Origin of the sequence: Bradyrhizobium erythrophlei (assembly GCF_042430365.1) — a bacterium.
GTDB classification, from domain to species: domain Bacteria; phylum Pseudomonadota; class Alphaproteobacteria; order Rhizobiales; family Xanthobacteraceae; genus Bradyrhizobium; species Bradyrhizobium erythrophlei.
The window spans coordinates 373082-386236 of the sequence record NZ_JBHMET010000229.1 but is presented as its reverse complement, the minus strand read 5'-3'; the positions used below and the strand labels follow the sequence as shown (position 1 = coordinate 386236).

The following is a 13155-nucleotide window of genomic DNA, read 5'->3' as shown; positions in this document are numbered from 1 at the left end:
AGTGAAGAAGATGTACGCCACCTGGCTCGTGCAAGGCAAGCAGCAGGCCGCCTTCAAGGCCACGGCGTGAGGGTAGCGCGCCATGAAGACGTCTCTGGCGATGCTCGCGGCCATGCTCAGCGCCGCCGCCTTGGCGGCACTGGGCCCCGGCGAAGACCCCGATGCGCCCGGCATCACCTGGCCTACCTATCACAACGACTATGCAGGGCAGCGATACTCGCCGCTAGAGCAGATCGACACAAAGAACGTGTCGCAGCTAAATGAAGTGTGCCGGCTTATGCTGTCCGACGGTGGCTCGCTGCGGGCCGGTCCGATCGTCGTCGAGGGGACGATGTACCTCACGACCGCGCTCGACACCTTCGCTGTCGAACCCACGACCTGCAGGATGCTGCGGAAGTCGAGCCACAAGCCGCTCGCGCACATGCCCTTTCCGGTGAACCGTGGCGCCGCTTGGCTGAACGGCGCGCTGTTCCGTGGCACGCCCGACGGCCACTTGATCGCGCTCGACAGCAAGACCGGCAAGAAGGTGTGGGACAACGTCATCGACCGGCCTGCTGTTGATGAAATGGTCGCGGCGAGATCGAAGGTCACCTCGATGATCGATGGGGTCTCACCTACCACGATCGCGCCAAGTTGAGACATCCCGCGCAATGCAGGGATCAAGCCGCCGCCGATGAAATGATTCTCCACTGCCTCGATCAAGCCGCACGGACGCCGCCGCGGTAACGCTCGGCGCATGCCATTGCGGACTAACGAACGCACCAATCGCGTTCGCTCTGCACAGCGACCGTGCTCAATCCAAAAACAACACAAGACAGCATTCTATCAAAGAGGAGGACGTGAATGTTTAGATTTGACGCCGAGAACAAGGTCCGCAGACTGGCACACCGCCGCCGCGCATCTACTGCCATTGCGACGGTGCTCACATTTTTTGGTCTTTCGACGGTGGTGATCGCTGCAGACGGAGCGAACAAACCTGGCGACTGGCCACTTTATCATGGCAATTCCAAATCTTGGCGGTACAGCGAACTCGATCAGATTAACAAGACCAACGTGAAGCGATTGAAGGTCGCATGGATCCATCAGCCTGGTGACATCACTGGAGGTCTGCAAGCCACACCTATCGTGATCGACGGTGTGCTCTACTACGTCTCCGCCAATAACAAGGTGCAGGCGCTGGATGCCGCGTCCGGCAAAGAGCTCTGGCGATACGAGACGAAACTTGACCCGGTCGCAAGCGAGGTGTTCTTTTCCGTCTCCAGCCGCGGCGTCGCTGTAGCCGGCGGCAAGGTCTATGTCAGCACGCTCGATGGGCGCGTGATTGCCCTCGATCAGAAGACCGGCAAGGAGCTCTGGGCTACTCAACTCATCGACGTGAGAAGGAAGAAGGGCGCCAACTTCACGTCCCCACCGACATTGGCCGGGACGGTTCTGGTCGCCGGGCCCACCGGTGGTGACATAGCTCAGCGTGGGCAAATCTACGGAATTGACGCCGAAACCGGCAAGAAGCTCTGGGAATTCGACACGATCCGCAATGACCAGGCGAGCTGGCCAGGCAACTCCGGCGATACCGGCGGTGGTAGTGCCTGGCTGCCCGGCACCTACGATGCGGAGACAGACACTGTTTACATCGGCACAGGCAATCCGGCTCCCGACTACTATGGTGATGACCGGAAAGGTGATAACCTGTACACGAGCTCGCTGCTCGCGTTGGACGCCAAGACAGGCAAGCTGAAATGGCACCACCAAGAGATCCCGCACGACGTATGGGATTTCGACTCCCCCTATGAATCGATCTTGTTCGAACGAGACGGAAAGAAGCTGCTGCTTCATCCGAACAAGTCCGGCTATGCATTCCTTTATGAGCGTAACAACGGCAAGATCGTCAATGTCTGGCCCTACATCGAGAACATCAATTTCGTCGAGAAAATTGATCCGACAACGGGAGAGCTTATTGGCAGGAACGAGCCAGTTGCCGGTAAGGAATCGTATATTTGCCCGACGCTCTTGGGCGGCCGCAGCTGGAATCCCGGAGCCTTTAACCCCACAACGAGTCTCTGGTACACTAACAGATTCGAGGCTTGCAACACCGTCGTCGCAGGTAAGTCGGACCCGGAAAAGCTGCCATTGGCGCAACTCTACTTTGGCGTAGATAGCTTCAAAATGAGCGCCCCTCGGGGAAAAGAGGCTTCCGCTTGGCTCGACGCAATAGATCCCATGACCGGCAAGAAGAAATGGAGCGTGCGCTACTCGATGCCGGGTCTGGGAGGCGTGCTCGCAACTGCTGGCGGTCTTGTGTTCAACGGCGACATCACCGGTGTCATCAGCGCGTATGATGCGGACAAGGGCGACGTTCTGTGGAACTTCTACGCGGGCTCCGGTGTGCGTGGCGGGATTGTCAGCTACTCCGCCGGCGGTAAACAGTACGTCGTCGTGCCTACTGGGCTCGGTTCTCACGCTGTGGACTTCCTTCCAGCTGCCTTTCCCGATTTGAGGAAGGTGAATGGTGGGTCAGCATTGATAGCATTCACCGTGGACTAATCTCGACAGCAGAGCGTCAATGGGAAGGCGTGAATGAACAGTCGCGCCTTCCTCATCCAACTTGAAGTGAGAGACGCGTGAAAAAGAGTAACATCTCCAAAGGTGCCGCATCCATGATATCTCTTCGTTGGCCATATCCTGCAGCGGCCTTCTTACTCATGTGTGCGACGACTGCGCTTGCGGAGCCTCCGGCGGATCTGAGCGACCCCGCACGCGTCGCAGCGGGGCAGAAGCGATTCAATCAGGCTTGCTTCTACTGCCACGGACAGGATGGCGTCGGCGGTAAAGGCGCGCCTCTGCGGAACCGCCTTGACCTGGAGCCGCAATTTATCTTCGACACCATTTCGAACGGACGGATTCGCGGGTCTTCAGTCATGCCGAAATGGAAGAACGGACTCTCGGAGGATCAGATCTGGGAGTTGACCGCCTTTATTGTCAGTCTAAGGGAGGCAAAATAGTGTGGGCGCGTAAAGGGCGCTGACCGAGAAAAAGCGGAGATCCGACCTCGCTCAGGGGTCGTCTTCTCTTAGTCGCAAAAACAGCTGGGTCATTACGACTACACTGGACGATCTTCGTCGGACCATAAATCCCTAACCTGAGAGAGGAAGCACACATGGCTTGGAAAGCACCAAAAATCGTCGAAGTCTCCGTCGGAATGGAAATCAACATGTACGCTTGCGCGCAGCGCAAGTAACGCGCCTAGATGATCTCTAGATCATTTGGTTCGAGATCATTTTTGACCACCTGCAGCCGAAACGCTGCAGGTGCTCCTTTTTTTGCTGCAGCATGATGCTTGTCGTTTCGGGCGCGGCCGCAAGCGGAACGGTGTCGGTCGCGACATCACGAATTTGCTGACTGAAGATATATATCCGATCCCAAGTCGCGCCCGATTCCAGTGGCTGATGGGTTCACATGGCTGTGCTGGAGAACCTCGGCTCGTCGCCTGATCGGCCGGCCCGCGCGGCCGGAAACTGCCCAATCGCATGTTTATCCGCTTCCCGACCGAAGGACCCACAATCAGCAGGCTGGCACAATGTCGGACCGCGAGCAGCAACATTTGGCGATCGGCAGGGCATAATCGGCAATCCACACTCATGCTGCTCGATAGCCTCGCCGGCCGTCGATCGTGCAGTTGATCTTGGCAACGCTGCGGGGCGCGCCGACTGGATCAGCGGCCGCGTCGGTGCCTTCGAGGCGATGAGCATGCCGGCAAGCAGAAGGTGCTGATCGGCGGGGACGAACCGGAGCGCCTGGATGTGGTGCCGGCGAAGTTCCGTGTGATCGTTACGCGCCATCCCAAGTATGCCTTCAAGAACGCGGACGGCGTAATCCAGGCGTCGGCCCCGGCTCAGATCATTGCAGGAGGCATTCCGACGGAAGCGCTTCTGGCCCAGATCGCCGTCTCCAAATATGCAGATGGCCAGCCGCTCTACCGGCAGGAGGCCATCTACGCCCGCGACAAGTTCGAGCTCGACCGCCAGTTGATAGCGTAATGGATGGGCAAGCTCGGCTTCGAGCTGGAGATCGTGGCCGACTACATCTTCAGCGAGGTCAAGAAGGCTGAACGGGTCTTTGCCGACGAACGCCCGGATGGTGGCAAGCCGCTGGCTCAATTCGATGGAGGGATGACGGCTAAGGATGGTTCGTTCGATGGCTTTGATTTTCGATCAGGATCAACTCGGCACATCGCGAGCCGGCTCCGGAGGTTCGCCGTTCTGGGCGAGAGCCTCGAGCTCTGGAACGCGCCGGCGATCGGGCCAAATTCGGCAAGCTGGCCGCACAAGGAATTGACCAGCATGGTGCGCTGGCGCACGAAAAGATCTCGCGTACGATGCAGCATCAGAATCGACTGTTGCTCGGCACTCTTGATGGACTCGAACCGCATATGCTTGGCGAGATCGAGGCCGATACTGATAAGATGCATTGCGGATGACTCCCCTCTGTGTTGCTTGGCAACAATTCTGGCACATCTGATGCCGTGGAGTGGGTGGGATCCGGGCGCGTCTGTTCTCACAACTTGCGGCTTCATCGCATTCGCACAGCCGACTGAAACGTGACGCCGCTCCCCAAAGCGGTCTCGACGCACCAGGCGATTTTTTTGCTTTACTTCAGGCGGGTTGTCTCGAGATCTTCGTATACATTCTGCTCGGGTCAACCAGCAATGGAATCCGAGTTCCAAAATTGTCATGGCTGACCGTGACTGACGTTACGTTTTGATATAATTGTAGTTTCTAGAGATCCGTTCGGACGTTTTGGCGAAATTTGGATCTTTCGCAATCAGTCGCTCTGATCCCGTAATCTCTAGACTCGTATACGAAATGTGGTTATGATCCGATCACTGACAAAGCTAAAAAGTGGAGGAAGCGCTTTGAGGCCCGTTGTCATCGCCGTCGCCATAACCGGTTCGGTTCCCCGAAAGCGCGACAATCCCACCCTGCCCGTAACGCCCACAGAGCAGATCGAGTCAACGCATGAGGCTTTCGAGGCAGGTGCCACGCTTGTCCATATTCATGTGCGCAATGCGGACGAAAGCTCCTCTTCAGACCCGGAGCTTTTTGCTCAGGTCCAGGAAGGTGTGAAGCGGCATTGCCCGGGGATGATCGTTCAATTCTCGACAGGCGGTCGTGGTCGCGATTCGAGCGCGCGCGGGAGCGCCCTTTATCTCAAGCCAGACATGGGTTCGCTCTCAACTGGCTCCGTGAACTTCCCAACGATCGTTTACGAGAATTCGGCCTCGTTGGTTCGGGATCTTGCGACACGGATGCGGGATTACCGTGTCAGACCTGAGATCGAAATTTTTGATCTGTCCCACATCCATGGTGCACGCCGATTGGTTAAGGAAGGGCTCATGGACGAGCGGCCTCACGTTCAGTTCGTCATGGGCGTTCAGAACGCGATGCCACCGGAAGAGCGTTTGCTTGACATTCTTTTGGGGGAACTCAAGCACGTGCTCCCCAAAGCAACATGGACTGCAGCCGGCATAGGCCGCTACCAGAGCCAAGTCATGAAATGGGTCTTAGCGCGTAGCGGCGACGGGATCCGCACCGGTTTAGAAGACAATATCCGCATTAGCAAAGATCTGCTGGCAAACGGCAATGCCGAACTCGTCCGGATCGCGGCCGAAACCTGCGCCGACTTCGGTGCGAGGCCAGCCACACCGCAGGAGGCGCGTGCTGCGCTCGGCTTACCATCCTAGCGCGACGCCACGAATGCCTTGAGTCGGGAGGCGACGGGCGAGCAATTTCGCCGCTGGGGGGGGTAATGATACCTGAACGCGATGTTGATCCGATCGCAACGCAGGAGCGGATCGGCGCTATCGGAACCGTCGTCGAGGTGGAGAGCTCCGAGAAAGCTCATTCCATTCTCAGTCAAATGCTTGAAGCAGGGCGCAGGCCCGGTGCGAAGCGGTCGCACTCCGCCGCAACGCCTGACCTCAACGCGATCCCGCTTGAAAGACACGGTCATCACAGTGATCGGGCGATAGAGCATCGCTTTCGCTCGATGATCCTGCAGCGCGCTCGCCATCGAAAATACTTTGTCTGAGCTCGGTGGGAAATGGATTTCTGGTGTGCGTTCTCAGACGAGAAATACTCCGGAAGGTGAGGTTCACTGACTGGGTGAGTTCAAAGAGCATTTAGCTTGAGATGGTGGATAAACATGTGTCTGAGCAGCTCGGTCGGTTGGCCGAGAGCGCGCTGACGAAGGCAAAGGAAGCCGTTGATCACTACATCAAGGAAGCTGGTCGTCTTTACGGGTCGGTAGACTCTGCAGTGCAGGCGAGGCAGGGCGGAGCAAGGGCGTTGGGCACGAAGGCCATAAGTTTCGCCGAAGAGAATATCGACGCGACGTTTGAATTCGCGCAGAAGCTGGTTCACGCGGGCAACGTGCAAGAGGTCCTCGCCCTGCAACAAGAATTCCTGAAGAAACACGCAGATCGACTCAACACTCAAATACAAGAACTTGGCAGCACGGTCGGCGAAGCGGCACAGCCGCCGCGTTGAGCGGGGCACGAGAATTTCGCGGAGGAGAAGCGACGTGGAAGAACAATTGGTCAAGGCAGCTTTGGACTACCATCGTTTTCCAATCCCAGGGAAAATCTCAGTCCTGCCAACCAAGGACATGACCACACAGCGCGACTTGGCGTTGGCTTACTCGCCGGGCGTAGCCGCCGCATGTCTCGCGATTAAAGATAATCCGCTCGAAGTATCTAGTCTTACGTCTCGCGCAAATCTCGTCGGCGTGATTACCAACGGCACCGCTGTTTTAGGACTTGGCAATATCGGCGCGATGGCGGGCAAGCCTGTGATGGAAGGCAAGGGCTGCCTGTTCAAGAAGTTTGCTGGCATCGACGTTTTTGACATTGAGATTGATGAGACCGATCCGGATCGTTTGGTCGACATTATTGCTAGCCTCGAGCCGACTTTCGGCGGGATCAATCTCGAGGATATCAAGGCACCGGAGTGCTTCACGATCGAGACCAAACTACGCGAGCGGATGAAGATCCCGGTGTTCCACGATGATCAGCACGGCACAGCTATCATAGCCGCCGCTGCCGTGATGAACGGGCTCCAGGTCGTGGGTAAGAAGATCGAAGAAGTGAAACTCGTCTGTTCGGGCGCAGGCGCTGCGGCGATCGCCTGCCTCGACATTCTTGTGACACTTGGACTTTCGAAGAAGTATATCCTGGTTAATGACAGCAAGGGTATCTTGACGAAGGAGCGGATGGCCTCGCTCGATGAGCGCAAGGCGGCCTATGCCCAGGCGACCGCAGCCAGGACGCTCTCGGATGCCATCGAAGGAGCGGATATCTTCCTCGGCGTTTCGACAGCTGGCGTGCTGAAACCCGAGATGGCCAAGCGAATGGCAAGCCGCCCCTTGATCCTGGCTCTTGCCAATCCCGAGCCGGAGATCCGACCTGAACTCGCCAAGGAAGTGCGGCCGGATGCAATTATCGCCACAGGCCGCTCTGATTACCCCAACCAGGTCAACAACGTCTTGTGCTTCCCCTTCATCTTCCGAGGTGCTCTCGACGTTGGAGCGAGTACGATCAACGAGGAGATGAAACTGGCGGCTGTGCGGGCTATCGCCGACCTCGCCCGGTCCGAACAATCGGACGTCGTCACGGCGGCATACGGGATGCAGGATACGCGCTTCGGTCCGGAGTATCTCATACCGCGTCCATTCGATCCGCGTCTGATCACGAAGATCGCGCCGGCTGTAGCGGAGGCGGCGATCAAGAGCGGGGTCGCGAGTCACCCCTTCGCAGATATCGAGGCCTATCGCCGGTCGCTGCAACGCTACGTCTACACCTCCGGCATGGTCATGAGGCCAGTGTTCGCGGCTGCCGTCGCATCAACGAGAAAGCGCATCGTGTACGCCGAAGGAGAAGACGACAGAGTGCTGCGTGCCGCACAAGTGGTCGTCGACGAAGGAATCGCGGTGCCCATCCTGGTCGGTCGCACTGCCGCTATCAAGGATAAGATCGACAGTCTGGGGCTGCGCATTCGATCCGGGCACGATATCGAGGTAGCAAGCTTCGATGATGAGGTCTTCGTTTCCAAGGCGAGCTCAATCTACTATGACGCGAGGAAACGCCACGGTCTCTCTCGCGACGACGCCTCGGCTGAAATGAGACGCAATGGTACGCTCATCGGCGCGATGATGTTGATGGATGGCCAAGCAGACGGAATGATTTGCGGCACATTAGGCGCCTATGCATGCCATCTGCGCTACATCGAGGAAACGATCGGCCTGCGTTCGGGAGTCCATGGGTTCGCTGCGATGAACCTGCTGCAACTGCCGCGGCATACATTGTTCATCTGTGACACGTACGTCCATCTCGATCCGACGGCGGAGGAGATCGCCGATATGACCGTGCTCGCTGCGGCCGAAATCGAGCGATTTGGATTGGTGCCGCGTGTCGCGCTCGTCTCCCATTCAAGCTTCGGTAGTGCCCGCAACGCCTCCGCCGAGAAGATGCGGGCAGCGCTTGCGCTCATAACGAAATCCGCTCCGGGCCTCGAAGTCGAAGGTGAAATGAATGCCGACGCGGCGCTCAGCCGCTCCACTCTCAACCGCGTCCTTCCCGGTGCGCATCTTAGGGAGGAAGCGAATCTGCTCATCATGCCTAATCTTGATGCAGCGAACATCACGTTCAACGCGCTTAAGGTCGTCGGTGGACAGGGCGTGAGCGTCGGTCCGATTCTCCTCGGAGCCGCTCGACCTGTGCACATTCTTACACAAACGGCGACGGTTCGAGGCATCGTCAACATGAGTGCGCTTACTGCGGTTGGGGCGGTATCTCAAGCTGATCGCGTTCCGATCGGAGAGACGGCAAGCTGAGGAGCAAAGGATGAAGAAGGTCTATTCGGATGCGGCGAGCGCGCTTGCAGGACTCCTGCAAGATGGCATGACGATCATGGCCGGCGGTTTCGGGCTGTGCGGCATTCCAGAAGTACTTATCGATGCCGTTCGAGACTCCGGCGTGAAGAATTTAACAGTTGTATCGAACAACGCTGGGATAGATGCCGTCGGACTTGGTGTTCTTCTTGATACGCGACAGATCAAGAAAATGGTTTCCTCGTATGTGGGCGAGAACAAGACGTTCGCGCTGCAGTATCTCGCGGGCGAGCTAGAGATCGAGTTCAATCCGCAAGGAACGCTTGCCGAGCGGATTCGCGCAGGAGGGGCCGGTATCCCAGCTTTTTATACGAAAACAGGCGTGGGCACGCTCGTCGCCGATGGCAAGGAACTGCGCGAATTCAACGGCGAAACTTACGTGATGGAGCACGGCATCGTGGCCGATCTAGCTCTCGTCCATGCTTGGAAGGGCGACACGGAGGGTAATCTCGTCTACCGCAAGACCGCGCGTAACTTCAACCCCATGATGGCGACTGCCGCGAAGGTAACTGTCGCAGAGGTCGAGCACCTCGTGCAGGCGGGAGAGATCGACGGCGATCATGTCATCACGCCCGGCATTTTTGTCCAGCGGATCATCCACGCACCGAACGTTCAAAAACGTATTGAGCAACGCACGACTCGCAGCCGCCAAACCGCCTAGGAGAGCCGTCATGCCATGGAGCCGCGAACAGATGGCCGCGCGAGCAGCGAAAGAGCTCCGCGATGGCTTTTACGTCAATCTTGGTATTGGCATCCCGACACTGGTCTCGAACTACATTCCCGACGGGGTGAACGTTCAGCTTCAGAGCGAGAACGGCATGCTTGGCATGGGACCGTTTCCGTATCTGGGTGAAGAGGACGCCGATCTGATTAATGCCGGCAAGCAGACGATCACGGGTTTGCCGACGACGAGTTATTTCTCCAGCGCGACCAGCTTTGCGATGATTCGTGGCGGACATATCGATCTCTCGATCCTCGGCGCCATGCAGGTTTCCGAGATCGGAGATCTGGCAAACTGGATGATCCCCGGAAAAATGGTGAAAGGCATGGGCGGAGCCATGGATCTCGTTGCCGGGGTCAAAAAGGTCGTTGTTGTCATGGAGCACGTTGCGAAGGCAAAAGACGGCTCGGTCGATCCTAAGCTTCTAAGGGTCTGCACTTTGCCACTAACGGGAAAACGAGTGGTCGACATGGTCATTACCGATTTGGGCGTGTTCAACATTGATAAGAAGGGTGGAGAGATGACCCTTATTGAGCTCGCGCCCGACGTGACGATCGAGGAGATCACAGCCCAGACCGGAGCAAAGTTCCGCGCTGCGACGTAGAGCGTCGTTCACCTCGCTTTCCCCTGTGCGTAGTGCGGTACGGTGTCTAAGAAGGACGATTCATGACAGACGTAAGAGTGCCGGTTACGCGGCCGTTGTCGCCGCATCTTCAGACCTACCGCCTGACCCTGACGATGGCGCTGTCCATCGTCCATCGCGCCACCGGTGTGGCGCTTTATTTTGGCACGCTGCTGCTCGCCTGGTGGCTGATCGCAGCCGCATCCGGGCCTACGGCGTATGCCCACGTCCAGGCCTTCACCGGCAGCTTGATCGGCAAGCTGATCGTGTTCGGCTATACGTGGGCGCTGATGCACCACCTGTTCAGTGGCATCAGGCATTTCGTCTGGGATCTCGGCTACGGCTTCAAGGCCAATGAGCGCGAGGCGCTGACCTGGGGCGCGCTGGTCGCCGGCATCTCGCTGACCGTGCTGGTCTGGATCATTGCCTACGCGGTTGGAGGTGGACGATGAGCGGCCGATCCTCGATGCGCACACCGCTGGCGCGTGTCCGCAATCTCGGCGCTTCGCACACCGGCACGGGCGACTTCTGGCGGCAGCGCCTCACCGCAGTCGCCATGGTGCTGCTGATCGTGCCCGTCATCGTCGTCGTGATCATGCTGCTCGGCCGCAACCAGGCCGGCGCGGCGCAGATCCTCGGCTCGCTGCCGATCGCCATCATCCTGCTGCTCTTCATCATCGCCAGCACCTGGCACATGAAGATAGGCATGCAGGTCGTGATCGAAGATTACGTGCACAACGAGAAACTGAAGCTCGCAAGCGTGATGGCCAACAATCTCTTCTGCTTCGCAGTCGCGATGGCCTCGATCTACGCAATCCTCAAATTGTCGTCGGGAGTATAACCCATGGCCGGAGAAGGTAACGGCAAGGCCACCAATGGGAGTGGCACGGCCACGAACGGCAAGGCCTACCCGATCGAAGACCATACCTACGACGTCGTCGTGGTCGGCGCCGGCGGCGCGGGCCTGCGCGCCGTGGTCGGCTGCTCGGAAGCGGGCTTGCGCACCGCCTGCATCACCAAGGTGTTCCCGACCCGCTCGCACACCGTCGCGGCGCAGGGCGGCATCTCGGCGGCGCTCGGCAACATGCATCAGGACGACTGGCGCTGGCACATGTACGACACCGTGAAGGGGTCGGACTGGCTCGGTGACCAGGACGCGATCGAATACATGGTGCGCAACGCGCCCGACGCGGTCTACGAGCTCGAGCATTGGGGCGTGCCATTCTCGCGCACCGAGGACGGCAAGATCTATCAGCGCCCGTTCGGCGGCATGACCATGGACTATGGCAAGGGCCAGGCGCAGCGCACCTGCGCCGCCGCCGACCGCACCGGCCACGCCATGCTGCACACGATGTACGGCCAGTCGCTGCGCCATGCCGCGGAGTTCTTCATCGAGTTCTTCGCCATCGACCTGATCATGGACGATCAGGGCGTCTGCCGCGGCGTGATCGCGCTCAAGCTCGATGACGGCACGCTGCATCGCTTCCGCGCACAGACCACCATTCTCGCCACCGGCGGCTATGGCCGCGCGTACGCGTCCTGCACCTCGGCCCATACCTGCACCGGCGACGGCGGCGGCATGGTGCTGCGCGCGGGCCTGCCGCTGCAGGACATGGAGTTCGTCCAGTTCCACCCGACCGGCATCTACGGCTCGGGCTGCCTCGTCACCGAGGGCGCGCGCGGCGAAGGCGGCTATCTCGTCAACTCCGAAGGCGAGCGCTTCATGGAGCGCTACGCGCCATCGGCCAAGGATCTCGCCTCGCGCGACGTCGTCTCGCGCGCGATGACCATCGAGATCCGCGAGGGCCGCGGCGTCGGCAAGAAGAAGGACCACATCTTCCTGCACCTCGATCACCTCGATCCGAAGGTGCTGCACGAGCGGCTGCCGGGCATCTCCGAATCGGCGAAGATCTTCGCCAATGTCGACGTCACCCGCGAGCCGATCCCGATCGTGCCGACGGTGCACTACAACATGGGCGGCATCGCCACGAACTATCACGCCGAGGTCGTGACCAAGAAGAACGGCGACGAGAATTTCGTGGTGCCGGGCCTGATGGCGATCGGCGAAGCGGCCTGCGTGTCGGTGCATGGCGCCAACCGCCTCGGCTCCAACTCGCTGATCGACCTCGTGGTGTTCGGCCGCGCCGCCGCGTTGCGCCTCGCGGAGAAGCTGACGCCAAATGGCAAGCAGCCGGAGCTGCCGAAGGACTCCGCCGACAAGGCGCTGGGACGGCTCGATCACTTCCGCCACGCCTCCGGCGACACGCCGACCGCCAAGCTGCGCGACAGCATGCAGCACGTGATGCAGACCAATTGCGCGGTGTTCCGCACTGGCGAGCTATTGAACGAAGGCCAGAACCTGATCCACAAGGTCTATGGCGGCGTCGGCGACATCTCGGTGTCCGACCGCTCGCTGGTCTGGAACTCCGACCTGGTCGAGACGCTGGAATTCGACAATCTGATCGTGCAGGCGATCGTGACGATGGATTCGGCGGCCAACCGCACCGAAAGCCGCGGCGCGCACGCCCGCGAGGATTTCCCGGAGCGCGACGACAAGAACTGGATGAAGCACACGCTGGCATGGAACGATCCGAACGGGAAGACCACGATCGATTACCGCCCGGTGCACAGCTACACGATGACCAACGACGTGCAGTACATCCCGCCGAAGGCGCGGGTCTACTGAGAACGAAGGCTAGCAAGCATGGTTGAATTCGCACTTCCGAAGAATTCGAAGATTTCCGGCGGCAAGACCTGGCCGAAGCCTTCCGGCGCGACCGAGACGCGCGAATTCAGGGTGTATCGCTGGAACCCGGACGACGGCAAGAATCCGAGCGTCGACACCTATTATATCGACACCAGCGATTGCGGG

The 13155-nt window shown here is 59.1% G+C and carries 13 protein-coding genes and 3 pseudogenes; 15 read left to right on the top strand and 1 reads right to left on the bottom strand.

The genetic code is table 11. From position 1 onward, the window contains the following. Positions 1–112 precede the first annotated feature (112 nt). From ACFFWD_RS34350 to ACFFWD_RS34330, 5 genes and pseudogenes are all read left to right on the top strand, one after another. Positions 113–637, top strand: a complete 525-nt coding sequence (locus ACFFWD_RS34350) for a hypothetical protein (protein ID WP_376973056.1) — start codon at positions 113–115, stop codon at positions 635–637. A gap of 206 nt (positions 638–843) precedes the next feature. Beyond that, on the top strand, positions 844–2541 hold the full coding sequence (locus ACFFWD_RS34345; RefSeq protein WP_376973054.1) for a pyrroloquinoline quinone-dependent dehydrogenase: 1698 nt from the start codon (positions 844–846) through the stop codon (positions 2539–2541). Positions 2542–2618: 77 nt separating this feature from the next. Then, positions 2619–2999: a c-type cytochrome gene (locus ACFFWD_RS34340; protein WP_376973052.1), complete on the top strand. Its 381-nt coding sequence runs from the start codon at positions 2619–2621 to the stop codon at positions 2997–2999. Between the two features lie 155 nt (positions 3000–3154). Further along, a complete protein-coding gene (gene pqqA / locus ACFFWD_RS34335; protein WP_376973097.1) occupies positions 3155–3235 on the top strand; it encodes a pyrroloquinoline quinone precursor peptide PqqA in 81 nt (26 codons plus the stop codon). Positions 3236–3740: 505 nt separating this feature from the next. Continuing rightward, a pseudogene (locus tag ACFFWD_RS34330) lies at positions 3741–4124 on the top strand (IS66 family transposase); the annotation flags it as partial. 173 nt (positions 4125–4297) lie between these two features. Here ACFFWD_RS34330 and ACFFWD_RS34325 read toward each other — a convergent pair. After that, positions 4298–4426, bottom strand: a pseudogene (locus ACFFWD_RS34325) (IS110 family transposase); the annotation flags it as partial. A gap of 483 nt (positions 4427–4909) precedes the next feature. Between ACFFWD_RS34325 and ACFFWD_RS34320 the strand changes: the two are divergent. From ACFFWD_RS34320 to ACFFWD_RS34275, 10 genes and pseudogenes are all read left to right on the top strand, one after another. Beyond that, on the top strand, positions 4910–5737 hold the full coding sequence (locus tag ACFFWD_RS34320) for a 3-oxoadipate:acetyl-CoA acetyltransferase (protein WP_376973050.1): 828 nt from the start codon (positions 4910–4912) through the stop codon (positions 5735–5737). A gap of 65 nt (positions 5738–5802) precedes the next feature. Further along, positions 5803–6084, top strand: coding sequence for a hypothetical protein (locus tag ACFFWD_RS34315; protein ID WP_376973048.1), 282 nt, complete (start codon positions 5803–5805; stop codon positions 6082–6084). Between the two features lie 116 nt (positions 6085–6200). Beyond that, the gene (locus tag ACFFWD_RS34310) at positions 6201–6542 is read left to right on the top strand and encodes a phasin family protein (protein ID WP_376973046.1); all 342 of its coding nucleotides are present in this window, start codon (positions 6201–6203) and stop codon (positions 6540–6542) included. A gap of 34 nt (positions 6543–6576) precedes the next feature. Beyond that, positions 6577–8883 carry an NADP-dependent malic enzyme gene (locus ACFFWD_RS34305; protein WP_376973044.1) on the top strand — a complete coding sequence of 769 codons (2307 nt, stop codon included), beginning with the start codon at positions 6577–6579 and terminating at the stop codon, positions 8881–8883. A gap of 10 nt (positions 8884–8893) precedes the next feature. After that, a complete protein-coding gene (locus ACFFWD_RS34300; protein WP_376973042.1) occupies positions 8894–9601 on the top strand; it encodes a CoA transferase subunit A in 708 nt (235 codons plus the stop codon). 10 nt (positions 9602–9611) lie between these two features. Next, positions 9612–10265 (top strand): 3-oxoacid CoA-transferase subunit B, encoded by a 654-nt coding sequence (locus ACFFWD_RS34295; RefSeq protein WP_376973040.1) that lies wholly within the window; start codon positions 9612–9614, stop codon positions 10263–10265. A gap of 62 nt (positions 10266–10327) precedes the next feature. After that, a complete protein-coding gene (sdhC, locus tag ACFFWD_RS34290) occupies positions 10328–10735 on the top strand; it encodes a succinate dehydrogenase, cytochrome b556 subunit (protein WP_376973038.1) in 408 nt (135 codons plus the stop codon). A gap of 14 nt (positions 10736–10749) precedes the next feature. Next, on the top strand, positions 10750–11124 hold the full coding sequence (gene sdhD, locus ACFFWD_RS34285) for a succinate dehydrogenase, hydrophobic membrane anchor protein (protein ID WP_376973095.1): 375 nt from the start codon (positions 10750–10752) through the stop codon (positions 11122–11124). Positions 11125–11127: 3 nt separating this feature from the next. Beyond that, positions 11128–12969, top strand: coding sequence for a succinate dehydrogenase flavoprotein subunit (sdhA, locus tag ACFFWD_RS34280; protein WP_376973036.1), 1842 nt, complete (start codon positions 11128–11130; stop codon positions 12967–12969). Between the two features lie 18 nt (positions 12970–12987). Next, positions 12988–13155 (top strand): annotated as a pseudogene (locus tag ACFFWD_RS34275) (succinate dehydrogenase iron-sulfur subunit); the annotation flags it as partial.

Bases quoted from the DNA above. Each gene is read 5' to 3' on its own strand.
- ACFFWD_RS34300 (WP_376973042.1), top strand. From the start codon at position 8,894: ATGAAGAAGGTCTATTCGGATGCGGCGAGCGCGCTTGCAGGACTCCTG.
- pqqA (WP_376973097.1), top strand. From the start codon at position 3,155: ATGGCTTGGAAAGCACCAAAAATCGTCGAAGTCTCCGTCGGAATGGAA.
- sdhC (WP_376973038.1), top strand. From the start codon at position 10,328: ATGACAGACGTAAGAGTGCCGGTTACGCGGCCGTTGTCGCCGCATCTT.
- ACFFWD_RS34295 (WP_376973040.1), top strand. From the start codon at position 9,612: ATGCCATGGAGCCGCGAACAGATGGCCGCGCGAGCAGCGAAAGAGCTC.
- sdhA (WP_376973036.1), top strand. From the start codon at position 11,128: ATGGCCGGAGAAGGTAACGGCAAGGCCACCAATGGGAGTGGCACGGCC.
- ACFFWD_RS34315 (WP_376973048.1), top strand. From the start codon at position 5,803: ATGATACCTGAACGCGATGTTGATCCGATCGCAACGCAGGAGCGGATC.
- sdhD (WP_376973095.1), top strand. From the start codon at position 10,750: ATGCGCACACCGCTGGCGCGTGTCCGCAATCTCGGCGCTTCGCACACC.
- ACFFWD_RS34350 (WP_376973056.1), top strand. From the start codon at position 113: ATGCTCAGCGCCGCCGCCTTGGCGGCACTGGGCCCCGGCGAAGACCCC.
- ACFFWD_RS34345 (WP_376973054.1), top strand. From the start codon at position 844: ATGTTTAGATTTGACGCCGAGAACAAGGTCCGCAGACTGGCACACCGC.